Raw genomic sequence first — 19585 nt, 5'->3', positions numbered from 1 at the left:
ATTTTTGGCACGCTGTTGAGTTCTCAAGGAACGGACGCTTCCTTTGTACTCACCCGAGACACTCTCAGGCTTTCCTCCGGGCAGTTTCCCTTCGGTCTTGCGTTTCCGACTCTATCAGATCCTTTTCCGATCCGATTTCCTCGGTGCTTTCCAGGTTCCCGCTTTTGTTTCGCGGTTTCCCTTTCCGGCGGTTCCGACTCTATCAGATCCTTTCGGCGCTGATTCCCAGTCAGAGGGGGTTGTCCTCGCGGCCCTTGGGCCGTTCCGACGTCTCAAACCTTAGCGGATCCGATCGGCAGCTCCTAATCGAGCTGCCGGCCCCAAATCGAATTGAATTCGGGCACGCCGAATTCAACCCCGTGGGGAGATCGTGCTGATGGTTTGTGGTGTCGCCAGTGCGACGGAGGTGCTGCCGAAGAACCGTTACGGCTCCGTGGCAACCCGGAGAACTTTACTTACCTCGCAGGGCGGCGTCAAGCACCCCCTGTCAAGATCTTTTAATCGAGGTCGCTGAGCCGACCGCCGGCGTCCGGCTGGGCGTGCTCCACCCGGCGCAGAAGCCTGGTCAGGACCTCGCCGAGGCTCGTGCGCTCCTCCGCGGAGAGGTCCTGGAGGAGCTCCTCCTCGAAGACCGTCGCCATGCGCATCGCCTCCAGCCACTTCTCGCGGCCCTCGGGTGTCAGCTCCACGATCACCCGGACCCGGTTGGACTCGTCCCGCTCACGGGTCACCAGTCCCTCGGCGACCATGCGGTCGATCCGATGGGTCATCGCGGCCGGCGTCAGGCCCAGGCGCTTGGCCAGGTCGCTGGGGCCCAGGCGATAGGGAGCGCCGGAAAGGACGAGGGCCTTGAGGACCTCCCACTCGGCGTTGCTGATGCCGAGGTCCGCGGTCTGGCGGCCGTACGCGACGTTCATGCGGCGGTTGAGGCGGGACAGCGCCGAGACGATCTTCTCGATCTGCGGGTCGAGGTCCCGGAACTCGCGCTGGTAGGCCGCGATCTGCTCTTCGAGGGTCGGCTCGCCGCCGACGCCCGTGCCGGCGCTGCCGGGGGTGTCGCCCATGTGGCCACTATCGCACGTCGCTCGTTCGCATCGAAGTCCTTCGAGATGTACAGTTTAGCTTCGAACTTTAGCTTTGAAGTCTTCGGTTCTAAGTACTGAGGCAGTAGAAGTACTGACCCTCGCCAACCGCACTGCTTGAGAGATGAGAGAGGTGAACGTGACCAGGGCGATGGGCGCAGCGATGCGCCGGATCCACGTGGGCAACGCACTCAGCGCGTTCGGGCTCGGCTTCACCGTCCCCTACCTGTACGTCTATGTGGCGCAGGTACGCGGGCTGGGGGCCATGACGGCGGGGCTCGTCCTCGCCGTCTTCGCGGTGGCCGCGCTGATCGTGCTGCCGTTCGCCGGCCGGGCGATCGTGCACCGCGGCCCACTGCCGGTCCTGCTCGCCGCCCTGGTCACCGCCGCGCTCGGGGCGCTGAGCCTGGGACTGGCCGGGAACGCCACGGCCGTACTGGCCGCCGCGGCCGCGCTCGGGGCCGGGCAGGCCGTGATGCAGCCGGCGCTGGCCACGATGATCGTGGACTGCTCGACCGCGGAGACGCGGTCGCGGGCGTTCGCGACACAGTTCTTTCTGCAGAACCTCGGGCTGGGTGTGGGCGGGCTGATCGGCGGACATCTGGTCGACACCACGCGCGTCTCCTCCTTCACTCTGCTGTTCGGCATCGAGGCCGCGATGTTCCTGCTGCTGGCCGCGGTGCTGTCGACGGTGCGGCTGCCGCACGCTCCGAAGGTCGGGGACGCCCCGCGGTCCGCCAGGGGGAGCTGGAAGCAGCTGCTCGGCAATCGGGCCATGGTGCAGCTGTGCGTGCTGGGCTTCGTGCTGTTCTTCGCCTGCTACGGGCAGTTCGAGGCGGGGCTGAGCGCCTACGGGGTCGAGGCCGCCGGGATCTCGACGTCCGCCCTCGGCAGCGCCCTGGCCGCCAACACGGCGGTGATCGTGATCGCGCAGTTCGCAGTGCTGAAGTTCGTCGAGCGGCAGAAGCGGTCGCGGGTGATCGCGGCCGTCGGGCTGCTCTGGGCCGTGGCGTGGGCCGTGGCCGGGTACGCCGGGCTCGGGCACGGCAGTCAGACGATGGCGACGGCCGCGTTCGTGTCGACCTACGCGTTGTTCGGACTGGGCGAGGCGATGCTGTCGCCGACGGTCGCGCCGCTGGTCGCCGATCTCGCGCCGGAGGGGATGGCGGGGCAGTACAACTCGGCGTTCGCCCTGGTGAAGCAACTTGCGCTGGCGGTCGGGCCGGCGGTGGGCGGGCCGATGGGGGCCTCGCTGCACGCGCCGTACATCGTGACGTTCCTGCTGTTCTCGCTGGGGATCACCTACCTCGCGCTGCGGCTGGGACGGCAGCTGACCGCCGTCCAGGACCAGCCGTGGCTGGTGCGGAAGCGGGTGGTGGCCAGGGGTGGGGCCGCTGTGGAGCCGGTGGGCGCGGAGGCCTGACGCCCGAGGGTTCGCCGTGTGGAAGGCGGCCGTCGTCCGAAGGGACGGCGGCCGCCTTCCGCGTGTTCAGCGGACCGCTGTCACCAGGGTGGCCGTGAAGGGGAAGGTCGTCGTGTCGTCGGGGAGGTGGGTGCGGATCGTGTCGGCGACGCGGGTGAGGGCCGGCTCGCCGCCGGCTTCGACGAGCGTCTGGCCCCAGGGGATCGAGGAGAGGTGGCCGGTGACGTAGTCCTCCAGTGGGGGGAGGGTGATGGCGAAGGTGAGATCGCGGCGGGCGGTCGAGCGGAAGCCCGCGCGATCGAGGGCGGCGGTCAGGCGGTCCGCGGCCATGAAGGCCGTCCGGTAGCCCGCTGCCGCCTCCGGGGTGCCGTGCCACTCCAGTGCCCGGTACTGGGCCGTGAAGTACGGGGAGTCGTCCAGGCGGGCCCAGACCGTGGCGGCGAAGCGGCCGTCGGGGCGGGTGACGCGGGCCGTCTCGGTCAGGGCCGCGTCGAGGTCGGGGAAGAACTGGGCGCCCTGTTGGCAGAGGACGGCGTCGAAGGCCGCGTCGGGGTAGGGGAGGTCGTGGGCGGGGGCGGCCGTGAAGTCGATGTCCGGGTAGAGGCGCGGGTGGCACGCCACTGCGATCTTGAGCATGCCCTCGTTGACGTCCGCGCCGGCGACCCGGCCGGTGGGGCCCGCCTGTGCGGCGGCGGCGCGGGCCGCGAAGCCCGTGCCGCAGGCGAGGTCGAGGACGGTGGCGCCGGGGTAGAGGTCCGCGGCGTCCACGAGTGCGGTGACGAAGGGCGCCATGAGGGGCGCGACGTAGTGTTCGTAGCGCTGGGGGGCGCTTCCCGTGAGATGAAAGCCCGTTGCGTCTGCCATGGGGAGCTACTAGCACCGGGGGGCGTGTTCGCCTAGGTGCCGCGCGCGGGGGAGCTCGTTCCGTCGGGCTTCGGGAGGACGAACTCGCACCACACCGCCTTTCCGCCGCCCGGGGTGCGCCTGCTGCCCCAGCTGGAGGCGATCGTGGCGACGATGGCGATGCCGCGGCCCGATTCGTCGCCCGGTTCCGCGCGGCGGCGGCGCGGGAGGTGGTCGTCGCCGTCGGTGACCTCGATGATCAGGCGGCGGTCGGTGCGGCGCAGGCGCAGCCGCATGGGCGGGGTGCCGTGCTGGAGTGAGTTGGCGACGAGTTCGCTGGTGGCGAGGACGCCCAGGTCGTGCAGGTCGGCCGGGAAGCGCCAGCTGGTGAGGACGCCGGAGGCGAAGGCACGCGCGCGTGGGGCCGCTTCGACCCCGCCGAGGAGCTCCAGGGCCGCGTTGCGGAACAGCTCGCCGTCGGGGCCGGTGCGGGCCGGGTGCTGGAGGACGAGGACGGCGACGTCGTCGTCGTGGTCGGCGGTGACGCCGGCCGAGCGGACCAGGCGGTCGCAGACGACCTGGGGGGTGCCGGTCGCGCCGGCCAGGGCGCGCTCCAGGGAGGCGATGCCTTCGTCCAGGTCTTCGTCCCTGCGTTCCACCAGGCCGTCCGTGTAGAGGACTGCCGTCGAGCCGGGGCCCAGGGGGATCGAGCCGGAGGCGTGCATCCAGCCGCCGGTGCCCAGGGGCGGGCCGGTGGGCTCGGCCGCGCGCAGGACGGTGCCGTTCTCGTCGCGGACCAGGATGGGCAGGTGGCCTGCGGAGGCGTACACCAGCCGGCCCTCGTTCGGGTCGTGGATGGCGTACACGCAGGTGGCGATCTGGTTGGCGTCGATCTCCATGGCGAGGCCGTCGAGGAGCTGGAGGACCTCGTGCGGGGGCAGGTCGAGGCGGGCGTACGCGCGGACCGCGGTGCGGAGCTGGCCCATGACGGCTGCCGCGCGCACGCCTCGGCCCATGACGTCGCCGATGACGAGGGCGGTGCGGCCGCCGCCGAGGGTGATGACGTCGTACCAGTCGCCGCCGACCGCGGCCTCGGTGCCGCCGGGCTGGTAGGTGGCGGCGATGCGCAGGTCGTCGGGCTCTTCGAGCTCCTGGGGGAGGAGGGAGCGCTGGAGGGTGACGGCCGTCTCGCGTTGGCGGCGTTCGCTGGTTCTGAGGCGTTCGGCGGCTTCGGCGTGGTCGGTGACGTCGGTGGCGAAGATCAGGACGGTGCCCTTGCCGTTGTCCTCGGCGGCCGGGGTGCAGGTGAACGTGTAGGAGCGGCCGTCGGGTGCCTTGCGGGACTTCAGGGTGCGGGGCTTACCGCTGCGCAGGGCCTGGTCGAGGAGGGGCAGAAGCCCGAGGTCGCGGAGTTCGGGGAGGGCTTCGGCGGCCGGTTCGCCGCAGGGGCGTACGCCGAAGGCCGCCGCGTAGGCGTCGTTGACGTAGGCGAGGCGGTGGTCGGGGCCGTGGACGAGGGCGACGAGGGCCGGGACGCGGTCGAGGACCTCACGGACCGGGAGTTCGTCGACCGCGGGCACCGGGGGCGGCTCGTCGGTGAGTTGTTCGGCGCGGGCCGCGGGGACCGAGCCCTCGCTCCGCCGGTCCGTGGTGGTGACCGGGTGCTCGGCTCGCGCGGCGGCGCGGCGCTGCGTTCCGGGGAGCCGGGCGCTCCAGCGCGTGAAGTTCACGAATCCTTGCCTCGTGTAGTCGTCGTCGGCCGACTCCGGGCCCGGCCTGGGCTCCGGGGGCCGCGCGGCGGTGGCCGCACATTGTTACAGCACCCGGGGTGTGGAGCACGGGGAAACAGCCTCGTGGGTCGTGGGGCGGGCGGTGGCCCGCCGGGTGGGGCTCGGGAGGGACTCGAAAAGGTGGCTCGGAGAGGGCTCGGGGAGGGCTCGGGGAGGGCTCGGGAGGGGTTATGAGCAGGGAGCAGTCTGGCAGTGTGGCCGCCGTCCGGGCCGACATTCGTCATACGTGGGGGCGGCCGGTGGAGTTCCTGGATCCGTCAGGACGACCCCTTCGGGTCGTCGGAAGACTCCTCAGAAGGCTTTCCACCGGCAGCGAGTTCGAACTCCGCGCGGGGATGTTCGAGTGATCCCAGGGAGACGATCTCCCGTTTGAAGAGGCCGGAGAGGGTCCATTCGGCGAGCACGCGTGCCTTGCGGTTGAAGGTGGGCACGCGGCTGAGGTGGTACGCGCGGTGCATGAACCAGGCCGGGTAGCCCTTGAGCTTGCGTCCGTAGACGAAGGCGACGCCTTTGTGGAGGCCTAGCGAGGCGACCGAGCCGACGTATTTGTGGGAGTACGTCTGGAGGGGTTCGCCGTGCAGGGAGCGCGTGATGTTGTCGGCGAGGACCTTGGCCTGGCGGACGGCGTGCTGGGCGTTGGGGGCGGTCTCCGTGCCGGGCTCGTCGGCCGTCACGTCGGGGACCGCGGCGGCGTCTCCGGCCGCCCACGCGTGCGTGACGCCGTCGACGGTCAGCTCGGGGGTGCATTTCAGCCGACCTCGTTCGTTGAGCGGGAGGTCGGTGGCGGCGAGCAGCGGGTGGGGTTTGACGCCGGCGGTCCACACGACGGTGCGGGTCGGGAAGCGGGCGCCGTCGCTGAGGACGGCGATGCGGTCGGCGCAGGACTCCAGGCGGGTGTTCAGCCGGACGTCGATGTTGCGGCGGCGCAGTTCGCTGACCGTGTAGCGGCCCATGTCGGCGCCGACCTCCGGCAGGATCCGGTCGGAGGCCTCGACCAGGATCCACTTCATGTCCTCGGGCTTGACGTTGTGGTAGTAGCGCGTGGTGTAGCGCGCCATGTCCTCCAGTTCGCCGAGTGCCTCCACGCCCGCGTAGCCGCCGCCGACGAAGACGAAGGTGAGGGCCGCGTCGCGGATGGCGGGGTCGCGGGTGGAGGAGGCGATGTCCATCTGCTCGATGACGTGGTTGCGCAGCCCGATGGCCTCCTCGACGGTCTTGAAGCCGATGGCGTGGTCGGCCAGGCCCGGGACGGGGAGCGTGCGGGAGACGGAGCCAGGCGCGAGGACGAGTTCGTCGTACGCCAGCTGCTGGGGGCCGGTGCCCTCTTCGTCGGTGGCGAGGGTGGTGAGGGTGGCGGTGCGCTTGGCGTGGTCGACGGCGGTGACCTCGCCGACCACGACCCGGCAGTGCGGCAGGACGCGGCGCAGGGGCACGACGACGTGCCGGGGGGAGATGGACCCCGCGGCCGCCTCGGGCAGGAAGGGCTGGTAGGTCATGTACGGGTCGGGTGTGACGACCGTGATCTCGGCCTCGCCCCGGCCGAGTTCCTGTTGCAGCTTCCGCTGGAGCCGCAGGGCCGTGTACATCCCGACGTAGCCACCGCCGACAACGAGAATGCGCGCACGTTCCTTCACTCCCCCATGACGCACCGGCCGCCGGAGTTTGTCCACAGCCTCGACAATTTGTGTGACCGCGAGTCGGCCCCGCCCCGGGTTGGCCGAAACACCCGAGTACGGATCAGGAGCGCAGGTCAGCGGGTGTGCACCGGGGTGGGGGATGGGGCTCAATCGGGACGTATACGGCCCGTACTCCGATCGGGGGGCGCTCCGTGCGGAACCTGCCCCTTCTGAATTGACTGCCTCTCAACTATGTTCGTATGTCGACGGGGTGTCAGGGGGAAGCGCTCTGCGGGTCTGCGACGGGCGGGCCCGAGGAGGCCGCCGTCCCCTGTGTTCCACGCCCCGGATTTCTATGGCGGGGAAAGTCTCCGGGGGGAGACGTCATTACCGGGGGATCATTCATGCACATTCAGAACTCGCATTGGTCGTCCGCGCCGACGCTCGCAACCGGCGGCGCGGTCGGTGCGGTCGGCACGGCAATGGGCAACGGACGCGGAGAGGGCGCGCGCACAGCGCCGCTCCGCGTGGACGCACAGCGCAATCTGGAACACGTACTGCGGGCCGCGCGGGAGGTGTTCGGCGAGCTGGGGTACGGCGCGCCGATGGAGGACGTGGCGCGGCGCGCGCGGGTCGGGGTCGGCACGGTGTACCGGCGTTTCCCGAGCAAGGACGTCCTGGTGCGGCGCATAGCCGAGGAGGAGACCTCTCGGCTGACCGACCAGGCCCGGACGGCGCTCGGCCAGGAGGACGAACCGTGGTCGGCGCTGTCGCGCTTCCTGCGGACGTCCGTGGCGTCCGGCGCCGGGCGGCTGCTGCCGCCGCAGGTGCTGCGCGTCGGGGTCGCGGAGGACGGCACCGAGGGCGGGTCGACCGAAGAGGCGCGGGTGCCGCAGCAGCGGACCCAGCCGGGCGGCGGCGAACTGCGGCTCGTCCCGGAGGACGGCACGACGGCCGCTGTCGACGACACCGGTGCCGCGGCGCTCCTCGAGGTCGTGGGCCGGCTCGTGGAGCGGGCGCGGGAGGCGGGCGAACTGCGCGTCGACGTGTCGGTGTCGGATGTGCTGCTGGTCATCGCGACGGCGGCGCCCTCGCTGCCGGACCCGGCCCAGCAGGCGGCGGCCTCGGCTCGACTGCTGGACATCCTGCTGGAGGGCCTGCGGTCCCGGTCCTCGTGAGCTCGAAAGGGTGACTGTGGGTGGGGGTGCCGCGCCGCCCCCACCTCCCGTCCACCGCACCGGACAGGGGTCGGACATTCGGGATATTTCGAGCGCTCGGCTCAACTCCTGCCCACAGAAGGACAGTTGAACCTTCCCCGTATGGGTGAACCTTAGTACTGGACTGCGACAAGTCCCCACGGACGAGTGGACGGCCCGTCCGACGGGGTACTGACCAAAAGCCAATATGGCACTCTGACCCGGTGGTCGGGACTGGTTGTTGGGCAGGCGGCGGGGGCTTTCCGCGATGAGCGTTGACGGTCAGGACGAGTCAGTCGGTTCACCCGGTGACGGTGACGCGAAGGCCGACGGCCCGACCTCGCCACAGGTGCCGAACCAGGGCAGACGCGTGAGCGGTCGGGAGGGTCCTCGGGCCGATCCGTCGGAGGGCACCGTTCCGGCGCAGCGCGAGTGGCGTGCGGACGGGATCCTGCCGCCGCCGCGGGACGTGCCGCCCGCCGACACCGATCTGATCGGCCGGATGCGCTCGGGCGACGACACGGCGTACGAGGAGCTGTACCGGCGTCATGCCGACGCCGTGCGCCGCTACGCCCGCACCTGCTGCCGGGACGCCCACACCGCCGACGACCTCACCGCCGAGGTCTTCGCCCGCATGCTCCAGGCGGTGCGCGGGGGCTCTGGACCCGAGTACGCCGTCCGCGCTTATCTCCTCACCTCCGTGCGACGGGTGGCCGCGGGCTGGACACGGTCGGCGAAGCGGGAGCAGCTCGTCGACGACTTCGCGGTGTTCTCGGCGCAGTCCGCCCGCCCCGCGGAGGTGTCCGACGACGACACGCTGGACCTGGGCGCGGATGTGCGCGCCATGCACGAGGCCGAGCAGTCCATGGCCATGCAGGCCTTCCGCTCGCTGCCCGAGCGCTGGCAGGCGGTGCTGTGGCACACGGAGGTCGAGGACGAGTCGCCGAGCGAGGTCGCCATACTGTTCGGCCTCGACGCCAACGGCACGCGCGTGCTCGCCAGCCGGGCCCGCGAGGGCCTCAAGCAGGCCTACCTCCAGGCCCATGTCAGCGCCACCCTCACCAGCGACGAGGAGTGCGCCCGCTACGCCGACCAGCTCGGCACCTACGCCCGTCGCCGGCTGCGCACCCGCGCGGAACGGGGGCTGCGCAAGCACCTGGAGGAGTGTGCCAAGTGCCGGCTGGCCGCCCTGCAGATCGAGGAGGTCGCCAGTAGCATCCCGGCCGTCGTACCGATCGCGGTCATCGGCTGGTTCGGCGCCGCCGGGTACGCCAAGGCGCTCGCGCTCATCGCCGGGGGCGCCGGAGCGGGGGCCGCAGGTGCTGCGGGGGCGGCCACCGCGGCGAGCGGTTCCTCCGGCGGGGCGGGCTCCGGAGGCGGGGCGGCGGCCTCCGAGGGGCTGGGCGCGCCCGTGAAGGCCGGTATCGCGGCAGGTGTGGTGTCGGTGGCGGCCGCCGTGGTGGCCCTCGCGCTCGTCGGCAACGACAGCCCGGCCGAGCAGCCCGAGGCCAGAACGCCCGCCTCCGCACCGGCGCCGGTCGCTCGGCCCGAGGAGCCGACACCCACACCCACGCCCACCCCGACGCCTGCGCCGGCTGAGGAACCTGAGCCGGAGCCGCCCGCGATCGTCCCGGTAGCGGCCCCGACGCCGACCCCCACGCCCAGGTCGACGCCCACACCGACCCCGACACCGACACCCACGCCCACCCCGACGCCCGCTCCGGCTCCGAGGCCCAGCCCTACGCCCACTCCGACTCCGACGCCTCCGCCCGCCCCGGTCGTCTACCAGCTGAGCGAGCTCGCCTTCGACGTCCACGGCGACGGCACCGAGCCCGAGATCCGGCTCCGCGACAGCAGTTGGGTGTGGCAGCGCAACGCGCTGTCCATCGCGGACCGGCAGTACGCGCCCGGGGTGACCGTGCACGGCCACTCCTCCGTCACCGTCGACCTCAACCGGAAGTGCACCTCCTACGACGCGTTCGTCGGCGTCGACGACCTGACGATGAAGCTCGGCAAGGTCTCCTTCTCCGTCTACGCCGACGACAACCGGCTCTGGTCGTCCGGGGTGATCAAGGGCGGCGACCCGGCCGTGCCCGTGCATGTGAACCTCAGCGGTCGCACGAGCGTGCGTCTGGTGGTCGAGCCGCACAGTCACCTGGACTCGGTGGCGCTCGCGGACTGGGCGGAGTCCAGGTTCACCTGCTCCTAGGGGCTGAGTGCCGGGGAGCGTGCGGCTGCTCGGCCGTCGAGGGGTGGCGGCGCATGGCCTCCATGAGCTCGTGCAGGGCGTCGGTCGCGGTCAGGGGCTTGCCCAGGGCGCGCTCGGCCGCGTAGCGCTCGGCGCCCAGGGCCTCGCGGGCCGCGGCCTCGGTCCGCTCGGCCCGGGTGTGCTCCGGTGCGGGACGCGGATAGGGGCCGCGCAGTCCGTCGGCCGCCGCGAGGAGACGGGCCGCGCACGGGAAGTCGCCGAGCCGGGCCAGCAGGTCCGCCGCGGTGTCCACGATCGACGCCGTGATCGCCTCCGCGCACTGGTCGGCCACCGCTTGCCGCAGCGTGTCGGCGAGCACCGGCAGTCCGTGCTCCGGCCCGGACTCGACGGCTGTGAGGTCGCCGTCGAGCATGCCCAGCGCCGCCGTGAACTGGGGCGGCGGTGTGCCCTCCCCGATCGCCGCGCGGGTCTCTTCGACCAGCACACGCGCGTGCGCGACATCGCCCTGCTGCAGCGCGATGTAGCCCCGCATCAGCAGGACGAACGCCCGGACGTCCGGCAGGCCGTGGCGGTCGGCGGCGCTGCTCGCCTCGTCCAGCGCCTCCATGGCGCCCTCGACATGACCCGACCGGAAGGCGATCTCCCCGAGCCGGGCGATGAGGAACGGCGCTTCGGTGTACGCCCCGACCTCATGGGCGAGCCGCAGCGCCTCGCGGTACTCCTGCTCCGCCTCCGCGAAGCGGCCGCGCGCCATCGCCGCCTCGCCCGCAGCGCCGCACACCTGGGCCCGCATCCAGCGGTCGCCGACGCGCAGGCTGAGCAGCCGCAGCTCCGCCAGGTCGTCGTCCACCCCGTGCAGTCCGCCGGGCGAGTCGACGACCATGTGCGTGCGGAACATCAGGGTGCAGCCGAGCTCCCAGTCGCCGCCGTGGGCACGGCAGTTGGCGACGGCCGCGTCCAGGACGCCCCGGGCGTCCACCCTGTCCCGCAGTTGGAAGGACGTCAGCGGCCAGAGCATGCCGGGCATCCGCGCCGACTGCGGGCCGCCCGGCTCGTAGGCGGCGCGCAGGCGGGCGAGGTACTCCCGGCGGCGCGGGCTCTCCGCCACGTCCTTCGGCCCCTCGGACAACAGGAACAGGTGCTGCATCCGCAGGTTCATGCGGTGCGGGTGCCGGTGATCGCTCGGGCGCCGGTGGCCCTGCTCGGGGCGGGCGTCGTCGGCCGTCGTGGTGGGCTCGTCGAGGAAGGCGTCGACCGGGTCCACGGCGGCCATGCGGGCGGCGAGGTCGGCGGGGACAGAAAGGTCGGGGACGGGAAGGTCGGGGACGACGGCGTCGCCCCCGCGCGTGGGCTGGAGTGTGTCCAGGACCGCGCCCAGGCGCAGGCTGCGGTCGGTCCACTCGGCGCCCTCGATGCGGTAGTTGCGGAGCCACCAGAACCAGCCCATGGCCAGGCAGAGGGCGGCGGCCTCCTCCTCCGCGCCCGCCATGAGCGCACGCCGCAGGCCCACGCGGATGTTGTCCAGCTCGGTCTCCAGGCGGGAGATCCAGGGGAGTTGCTCGGCGGAGCGCAGCAGTGGGTCGGCCCGCTCGACGAGCGCGCGCACCCACGCCCGGTGTCGCCGTTCGGCCGCCGCGCGGTGGTGCGGGAGTTCGGCGGCGCGCTCGGTGGCGTACTCGTGGATCGTCTCCAGCATGCGGTAGCGCATGTCGTCGCCGCCGTGCCGCCGGCAGGGGGCGGCCACGACGAGGGACTTGTCGACGAGCGCTCCGACCAGGTCGGCGACCGGGCCGGAGCACACGGCCTCCGCGGCTTCCAGGTCCCAGCCGCCCGCGAACACGGACAGCTCGCGCAGCAGGGTGCGCTCCGGTTCGTCGAGCAGGTCCCAGGACCAGTCGACGACGGCTCGCAGGGTCTGCTGGCGGGGCAGGACCGTACGGCTGCCCGAGGTGAGGAGGCGGAAGCGGTCGTCGAGGCGGTCGGCAATCTGGCGTGGGGTGAGCAGCCGGAGCCGGGCGGCGGCGAGTTCGATGGCGAGCGGCAGCCCGTCCAGCCGTCGGCAGATCTCCGCGATCGCCGCCTCGTCCCGCAGGAGGACGGCCGCGTCGGGGCGGACGGCGGTCGCGCGCTCGGTGAAGAGGCGGCGCGCCTGGTCGGGGAGGAGGGGTTCGACCGGGCGGACCGACTCGCCGGGCACGCCCAGGGGTTCACGGCTGGTGGCGAGGATCGTGAGCTCCGGGCAGCGGGTGAGGAGCGTCTCGGCGAGGGCGGCGGCCGCGCCGATGACATGTTCGCAGTTGTCAAGGATCAGGAGTTGGCTGCGCGGGGCGCAGTACTCGACGAGCAGGGCGACCGGGTCGTCCCGCGGGGTCGCCGGCTCGGTGGTCATCAATGCGGTCTCGCGCAGACCGAGGGCACTGACCACCGCGCCGGGCACCGCCTCCGGCCGGTCGAGCGGCGCCAGCTCGACCAGCCACGCCTGCGGGAGCCCGGCGGCGGCTTCCTCGGCGAGACGGGTCTTTCCAGAGCCGCCCGGTCCGGTGAGCGTGACCAGACGGGCCCTGTGCAATTCGGAACGGATGGCGTCGAGCTCGGGTTCCCGGCCCACGAAAGAGGTAAGACGCGGACGGATGTTGCCGGTCCGTCGGGGGAGTCGGAGCGGGGGGAGACCGGTGAGGGAGGTCGTCCGGGGGCGGCTCTCGGGGCGGTTCAGCAGCTCGGCGTGGAGGGCGCGCAGGTCCGGGCCCGGGTCGGCGCCGAGGCCGTCGGCGAGGGTGCGGCGGGCGGTCTCGTACGCGGCGAGGGCGTCGGCGTCACGGCCGGTGTCGCGCAGGGCGCGGATGAGGAGGGCGTGCAGCGGTTCGTCGTAGGGGTGCGTGGCGGCCAGTTCCGTCAGGCGCGGCAGGACTTCGCGGGCGCGGCCGAGGAGGAGGTCCGCCTCGGCGCGGGCGCGGGCCGCCTCCAGGTGGAGGGCCTCGGGGCGGGCGGCCGGGGTGCGGTCGGGGAGGTCGGCGAGGGCCGGGCCGCGCCAGAGCGCGAGGGCGTCGTCGAGGGTGCGCGCGGCAGTGGCCGGGTCGCCTTGCCGCAGGGCCTCGGTGCCCTGGCGTACGAGCCGCTCGAAGACGAACAGGTCGACGTCGTCCTCGGTCGCGGCGAGCCGGTAGCCGCCCGGGGCGGAGACGACGGCGTCCTTGCCGACGACACGGCGGAGACGGCCGATCAACGCTTGGAGGGCGGCGGGGGCGTCCTGGGGCGGGTCGGCGGCCCAGACCTCGTCGATGAGGGCTCCCGGGGCGGTGAGCCGGCCCGGGCGCAGGGCCAGAGCGGTGAGCAGGGCGCGGAGCCGGGCGCCGGGGAGGGATACGGCGATGCCCTGGTCGTCCGCTGTCTGGGTGACGCCCAGGATTCTGTACCGCACCCGGTCATTGTCGCCGGGGCACGGACGCGGGGCATCAGGTTTGCCGTCGGGTTGCCGGGCAGGGGCGGCGGAGGCAGGCGTGAGCCGGGCAGGGGCGGCGGAGGCGGGCACGTGGGCGGGGCAGGACCGACCGCCTCGCGGCAGCAGGCGATGCGGGGGCCGGGCATGGCCGTTGCCGACCCCGCCCTCACCCTCCGGAGGAGACCGCCCGTCTCTGTGGGGCGATGCCTGCCGGTACCGCGCGGGCGCGGGCCGGGGTGCCTGTCCAGCAGGTGCCTCTGCGGGAGAGGAGGCGGCGGAGCCAGAGTTCCAGGGAGATCAGGTCGGCGAGGCCGTCCAGGGGGAGGGGTTCGCCTGCCGCTGCGGCTCTGAGGGCCTTGCGGACGACTCTCGCCTCGATCAGGCCCGCCTCCGCGAGGAGCGGTGCTTCGAAGAGGGTGAGCAGCGGGTCCATTGCCATGCGGAGGCCGGCCCGGGCGGCCGCGTCGGCGGACGCCTGGGAGGGGGCGCCCCAGCCGTGCGGGAGGTCGGTGACGCCGGCGCCCTTGAGGACGGTGCGCAGGATCGCCGCACGCGCCCCCGGTTGCACACGAAGGGTCTCGGGGAGCGCACGGCACGCGCGGACGACCTGGTTGTCGAGGAACGGGGCGTGCAGTCGCTGGGAGCGGATCTCGACGGCCTGTTCCAGGACGCGCAGGTCCATGGCGTGCCGGGTGAGGGCCGCACGCGCGCGATAGTCGCCCGGACGCTGGCCCGGTCCCACGCCGGTGCGATGCGTGGCCCCTTGTAGGCGAACCGATACTTCAGCCAGCGCCTCCCCCGTGAGCCAGCGCGCGGCCGGGCCCGCTCCGCCCCAGGTCAGGGCCGCGAGGGAGGCCCCTACGGCGCCTGAGGGGTCGTCGAAACTGAAGCTGCGGTGCAGGAGTCTTTCGGCGAGACCCTCCACACCCGCGCGGTACGGCGTACGGGCCAGCCGGCGGGCGGCGCCGTACACGCGCGCGGGGACGAGCACGGAGCCGTCCGCCTTGGTGAGCGCGGCCACCGGGCGCACGAGGTGGCGGCGCTTGCGGTCCATCAGCAGGTCCGCCAGGCGGGCCGGGTGGGCGTCCAGGACCTGGCGGGCGCCGTAACCCGTGAAGTGGTCCGCGCTGCCCGCTGCGAGACGCGCGCGGTGGCGGGCGGCCAGGACCAGGCTGGGGCCGGGTTCGTCGGTCAGCGGGCCGTCCAGGTCGGCGTACGGCAGCGTCTCCTCGCCGCCGGCCACGACGACGTGGTGCAGGCGCGGGTTGGCCGCGAGGGCGCCGGCCCGTTCCAGTTCGGCCTCGCGGCCCCCGACGGCCAGGTCGTTGAAGGTGACGGCCACCAGCCGCTCCCCCGCGCCCGTGCCGTGGCCGAGCAGGGTGCCCGGCATGCCGGGCAGGCCCGCCGCGAGAAGCGCCAGCGTGCCGGAGGCCGGGCCGCCGGACAGGTCGGCGCCGATGCCGGGAACGGGCATCCCGCGCGCGGCGCGCCGTTCGGCGGGTCCCATGCCGGGCACCGGGCCGGGGTCGATGTCGGGGACGTGCCGGGGCGCGGACAGACGCGCGCGTACCGCCTCGATGAGCGCGTCGCGCACGGCGTCGACCGCGCTGTCCGGGTCGGCCGGGGGCGCCGCCACGGCGAGCGAGGCGACCGGCTCGTACCCGGCGACCTCGCGCGCCCCGGCGCGAAGGATCAGCGCATGCCCCGGCGGAATGCGACGCACGCCGTCGTACGGGGTGGAGTCGTGCAGCGCGGCCGGCACGTCGGGGGCGGCGAGCAGGGCCGCCAGGTGGCCGAAGTCGAGGTTGGCCTCGACGAGGTCGGCCAGCGGCAGCGCGGCCGTCGCGTACGCCGTGCCGCCCGCCCAGGGGGTGTGGAACACCGGGCGCGCGCCCGCCAGATCGCCGCAGACGGTGATGCGCCGGCCGACCTGGGCGATCGCCGTGTAGCTGCCCGGCCAGGCCGTCAGGTGCCGAAGTGCCCCTCCGCGCGCGGCGAACAGTCCGACACGCAGCTGTTCGTCGGTCGCCCCGCACGTGCCGAGGACCGCGATCCGGGTCTGGGCGTCGACCTTCACCACCCGCACCTCGTCGGGACGCCAGTCGCCGACCGCCCACAGCGGATCGGGGTCTCCCCACAGGAGTTGGGAGCCGACCGGCTGCAAGGTCTCGCCCTCGTAGCCGACTTGGCCTCCCTGGGCCTCTCGGCCCTCCTGGCCCCCGTACGCCGCGCCGCTGTCGTGCCGACCGTCGTAGCCGACGGACCCGCCCAACGCGCCCGCGGCGGTGCTGCTCCAACCCACCAACCACCGCATCGACGCCTCCACAGGCTGTGGACAACCGAGTGCACCGTACGAACGGTTCACCATGCTGCCACGAAGAACGCGCTGCAGAAGGAGGCTGCGCCGCTTGTGATCCGGAGAGTGCGCCCGTGTGAACGAGTCGGCGCCGCCCGGGACGGCGGTGCGCACCCCGGTGTCCGCGACCTGAATGCGCCCCCGGTACGCTCCCCCAGGACGCCCTGCGCGCCCTCGATTTCCATGGTGGGAGGCGTTGTCACTCATGGAACACAGGGTCGCTTTTCGGCCAAATCCCCGGCGTACGTCCGGTGTTGGAAACGCGCCGAGCAGGCTCCGCACACGCTCCGTACACACGCGCGTGCCTCGAAGGCGCGCGCCGGTCCGGGAGACGGAGTTCGCCCCCCGGACCGTTCCGCCGCCCGCGGGGATGAAGGCGGCGGTGTCCCCCAGCCCACTGGATCCAGTACAGCGGGCCGACCCACGCACGGCCCATGGAACCGCTCCCGCGGTGGCCGGAGAAGAGCGCACGGCCGGGCGCACGGCCACACAGCGGGAGCACACCGCAACGGTCCGTACCTGAGCCGACACTTTCGTACGGACCACAATCCCGCCAACCGGAAGAATGCCCCTTAACGCTTGGGATGCGGCGAACTACGCTGGGTTTACGAATGCCGCATGGTTATGCCAGCGCGGCAGCCGTCTGTGTCGAGGGGTGGCGCAATGTCCAGGGAGCAACGCGGGCCGAACGAAAAACTCGGCGCCGTTCTCGCCCTCGCGGGAATCAGCAACGCAGGACTCGCGCGACGCGTCAACGATCTTGGCGCTCAACGCGGGTTGACTCTTCGCTACGACAAGACGTCCGTGGCGCGCTGGGTGTCGAAGGGCATGGTGCCGCAGGGCGCCGCGCCGCACCTCATCGCGGCCGCCATCGGGCAGAAGCTCGGCCGCCCGGTGCCGCTCCATGAGATCGGCCTGGCGGACGCGGATCCCGCGCCCGAAGTGGGCCTCGCCTTCCCCAGAGACGTCGGCCAGGCCGTCCGCTCGGCCACCGACCTCTATCGCCTCGATCTCGCGGGCCGCCGGGCCGGCTCGGGGGGCATCTGGCAGTCGCTGGCCGGATCGTTCGCAGTAAGCGCGTACGCAACGCCCGCCTCACGGTGGCTGATAACCCCGGCCGACAGTTCGGTGGCGCGCGACATCCACCTCCTGGAGGGGTCCGGCGCACCGCTCAAAGTCGGCCACAGCGATGTGCAGAAGCTGCGGGAGGCCGCCGAGGACGCCAGGCGCTGGGACTCCAAGTACGGAGGCGGCGACTGGCGTTCCTCCATGGTCCCGGAGTGCCTGCGGGTCGAGGCGGCGCCGCTGCTGCTCGGCTCGTACTCGGACGAAGTGGGGCGCGCCCTGTTCGGGGCGAGCGCCGAACTGACCCGGCTGGCGGGCTGGATGGCCTTCGACACCGGTCAGCAGGAGGCCGCGCAGCGGTACTACATCCAGGCGCTGCGGCTCGCGCGTGCCGCGGCGGACGTCCCTCTCGGGGGCTACGTCCTGGCCTCCATGTCCCTGCAGGCGACATACCGCGGGTTCGGCGACGAGGGCGTCGATCTCGCGCAGGCCGCCCTGGAACGCAACCGAGGGCTGGCCACCGCCCGCACCATGAGCTTCTTCCGGCTCGTCGAGGCACGTGCGCATGCCCGCGCGGGGGACGCGCATGCCGCCGGAGCGGCGCTGAAGGCCGCCGAGGGATGGCTGGAGCGGTCCCGTGACGGCGATCACGACCCGTCCTGGCTCGGTTTCTACTCCTACGACCGCTTCGCCGCGGACGCCGCCGAGTGCTACCGGGATCTGAAGGCGCCACGTCAGGTGCGGAGGTTCACCGAGCAGGCGCTGTCGCAGCCGACGGAGGAGTTCGTGCGGTCGCACGGGCTGCGGCTCGTCGTCTCCGCGGTCGCCGAACTGGAGTCGGGGAACCTCGACGCGGCCTGCGAGCAGGGGGTGCGGGCGGTGGAGGTCGCCGGGCGCATCTCCTCCGCCCGCACCACGGAGTACGTCAAGGATCTGCTCCACCGGCTGGAGCCGTACGGCGACGAACCGCGGGTGGTGGAGCTGCGGGAGCGGGCGCGGCCGCTGCTGATGACTCCGGCGTAGTCACTCCGCTCGGTACAGGTACCGGTGCGGGTACCGGTACGGCCGTTCGGTCGGCCGTTTCGGTCTGCCCGGCTGATGCCGGTTTGGGAGCGCTGGTCGACCGTGGCCGGTCGCGCGGTTCCCCGCGCCCCTCGGGGGTGCCGGCGTCACCCGGGTTTGAAGGCGTTGTCAGTGGCGCAGTGCACTATCGAAGCCGGGAGGTGGTGCACGTGCCGAAGATCGCTTACGACTGTGATGTGCTCGTGGTCGGCGGGGGCATCGTCGGGCTGTCGACGGCGTATGCGATCACGCGTGCCGCCCCGGGCACCCGGGTCACGGTGCTGGAGAAGGAGCCCGGCGTCGCCCGGCATCAGACGGGGCGCAACAGCGGGGTCATCCACAGCGGGATCTACTACCGGCCGGGGTCGCTGAAGGCCCGGTACGCGGTGCGGGGCGCCGCCGAGATGACGAAGTTCTGCGCGGAGTACGGCATCCCGCACTCGGTGACCGGCAAGCTGATCGTCGCCACGGCGCGGGCCGAGCTGCCCCGGCTGCACGCGCTCGTGCAGCGCGGTCGGGAGAACGGGATCCCGGTGCGGGAGCTGGGCGCCGCCCAGATCGCGCAGTACGAGCCCGAGGTGCGCGGGCTCGCCGCCATACGCGTACGGACGACCGGGATCTGCGACTACACGGCCGTGGCGCGGCGGCTGGGGGAGGCCTCCGGGGCGGAGATCCGGTACGGCGCGCGGGTCGTGCAGGTCGATCGGCGACCGGAGCGCGGGGTCGCCGTGCGCACCGCGCGCGGGGACGTCGTACGGGGGCGGGTGCTGGTGAACTGCGCCGGGCTGTACTGCGACGAGGTCGCCCGGCTCACGGGGGACGAGCCCGAGGTGCGGATCGTGCCGTTCCGGGGCGAGTACTACGAGCTGGCACGGCCGGAGCTGGTGCGCGGGCTGGTGTATCCGGTGCCCGATCCGGCGTTCCCGTTCCTCGGCGTGCATCTGACCAGGGGGATCGACGGGGGCGTGCACATCGGCCCCAATGCCGTGCCGGCGCTGGCCCGCGAGGGGTACGGATGGGGCGTCGTACGGCCCGGGGAGGCCGTGGCCACGGCGGCGTGGCCCGGGGTGTGGCGGCTGGGGCGGCGGCACTGGCGGTACGGCATCGGGGAGCTGCGGCGGTCGGTGTCGAAGGGGGCGTTCGTGGACGCGGTGCGTCGGCTGCTGCCGGCGGTGGAGGAGGGGGATCTGGTGCGGGCGGCGGCCGGAGTACGAGCGCAGGCGGTCCTGCGGGACGGCAGTCTGGTGGACGACTTCCTGATCCGGGAGGGGCCGCGCGCGGTACACGTCCTGAACGCCCCCTCTCCGGCGGCAACGGCCTCACTGCCGATCGGACGGGAGGTGGCCCGCAGAACGCTGAGCGCACTGGCGAGCGCCTGAGCGACCGAGTGCCTGAGCGGCCGATTCTCTGAGCGGCCGAGTGCCTGCGGGCCCGCCCGCGCGCGGGGCCACCCCACCTGCAAGGCACCCCACGTGCGAGGCAGCCCACACGCAAGGCAGCCCAC

At 72.9% G+C, this 19585-nt stretch carries 11 protein-coding genes; 5 read left to right on the top strand and 6 right to left on the bottom strand.

Going from position 1 to position 19585, the window contains the following annotated elements; all coding sequences use genetic code 11:
• Positions 1-497: 497 nt before the first annotated feature.
• Complete coding sequence (locus ACWD4O_RS10495) at positions 498-1064, bottom strand: MarR family winged helix-turn-helix transcriptional regulator (protein WP_451279327.1); 567 nt, start codon at positions 1062-1064, stop codon at positions 498-500.
• A 157-nt stretch (positions 1065-1221) separates the two neighbouring features.
• On the opposite strand from ACWD4O_RS10495, the gene ACWD4O_RS10490 reads away from it, so the two are divergent.
• Positions 1222-2505 (top strand): MFS transporter, encoded by a 1284-nt coding sequence (locus ACWD4O_RS10490; RefSeq protein ID WP_451279359.1) that lies wholly within the window; start codon positions 1222-1224, stop codon positions 2503-2505.
• Positions 2506-2571: 66 nt separating this feature from the next.
• Here ACWD4O_RS10490 and ACWD4O_RS10485 read toward each other — a convergent pair whose 3' ends face one another.
• The 3 genes from ACWD4O_RS10485 to ACWD4O_RS10475 all read right to left on the bottom strand — a co-directional run bounded on the left by ACWD4O_RS10485 (position 2572) and on the right by ACWD4O_RS10475 (position 6772).
• A complete protein-coding gene (locus tag ACWD4O_RS10485) occupies positions 2572-3369 on the bottom strand; it encodes a class I SAM-dependent methyltransferase (RefSeq protein ID WP_451279325.1) in 798 nt (265 codons plus the stop codon).
• 32 nt (positions 3370-3401) lie between these two features.
• Positions 3402-5078, bottom strand: a complete 1677-nt coding sequence (locus ACWD4O_RS10480) for an ATP-binding SpoIIE family protein phosphatase (protein WP_451279323.1) — start codon at positions 5076-5078, stop codon at positions 3402-3404.
• A 317-nt stretch (positions 5079-5395) separates the two neighbouring features.
• Positions 5396-6772: an NAD(P)/FAD-dependent oxidoreductase gene (locus ACWD4O_RS10475; RefSeq protein ID WP_451279321.1), complete on the bottom strand. Its 1377-nt coding sequence runs from the start codon at positions 6770-6772 to the stop codon at positions 5396-5398.
• 386 nt (positions 6773-7158) lie between these two features.
• On the opposite strand from ACWD4O_RS10475, the gene ACWD4O_RS10470 reads away from it, so the two are divergent.
• Positions 7159-7932 (top strand): TetR/AcrR family transcriptional regulator, encoded by a 774-nt coding sequence (locus ACWD4O_RS10470; RefSeq protein ID WP_451279319.1) that lies wholly within the window; start codon positions 7159-7161, stop codon positions 7930-7932.
• Positions 7933-8218: 286 nt separating this feature from the next.
• Positions 8219-10159: a sigma-70 family RNA polymerase sigma factor gene (locus tag ACWD4O_RS10465; protein ID WP_451279317.1), complete on the top strand. Its 1941-nt coding sequence runs from the start codon at positions 8219-8221 to the stop codon at positions 10157-10159.
• Here ACWD4O_RS10465 and ACWD4O_RS10460 read toward each other — a convergent pair.
• Positions 10146-13577 (bottom strand): ATP-binding protein, encoded by a 3432-nt coding sequence (locus ACWD4O_RS10460; RefSeq protein ID WP_451279315.1) that lies wholly within the window; start codon positions 13575-13577, stop codon positions 10146-10148. The two genes, ACWD4O_RS10465 and ACWD4O_RS10460, sit on opposite strands and share 14 nt — an antisense overlap.
• A gap of 187 nt (positions 13578-13764) precedes the next feature.
• On the bottom strand, positions 13765-15912 hold the full coding sequence (locus tag ACWD4O_RS10455) for an asparagine synthase-related protein (RefSeq protein WP_451279313.1): 2148 nt from the start codon (positions 15910-15912) through the stop codon (positions 13765-13767).
• Between the two features lie 705 nt (positions 15913-16617).
• Here ACWD4O_RS10455 and ACWD4O_RS10450 point away from each other — a divergent pair.
• Positions 16618-18042: an MFS transporter gene (locus ACWD4O_RS10450; RefSeq protein WP_358802091.1), complete on the top strand. Its 1425-nt coding sequence runs from the start codon at positions 16618-16620 to the stop codon at positions 18040-18042.
• A gap of 200 nt (positions 18043-18242) precedes the next feature.
• Positions 18243-19460 (top strand): L-2-hydroxyglutarate oxidase, encoded by a 1218-nt coding sequence (gene lhgO / locus ACWD4O_RS10445; protein ID WP_451279357.1) that lies wholly within the window; start codon positions 18243-18245, stop codon positions 19458-19460.
• The last annotated feature ends 125 nt before the right edge of the window (positions 19461-19585 follow it).

Source organism: Streptomyces sp. NPDC002623 (genome assembly GCF_053592635.1).
This window is presented reverse-complemented; position numbering and strand designations above follow the sequence as displayed.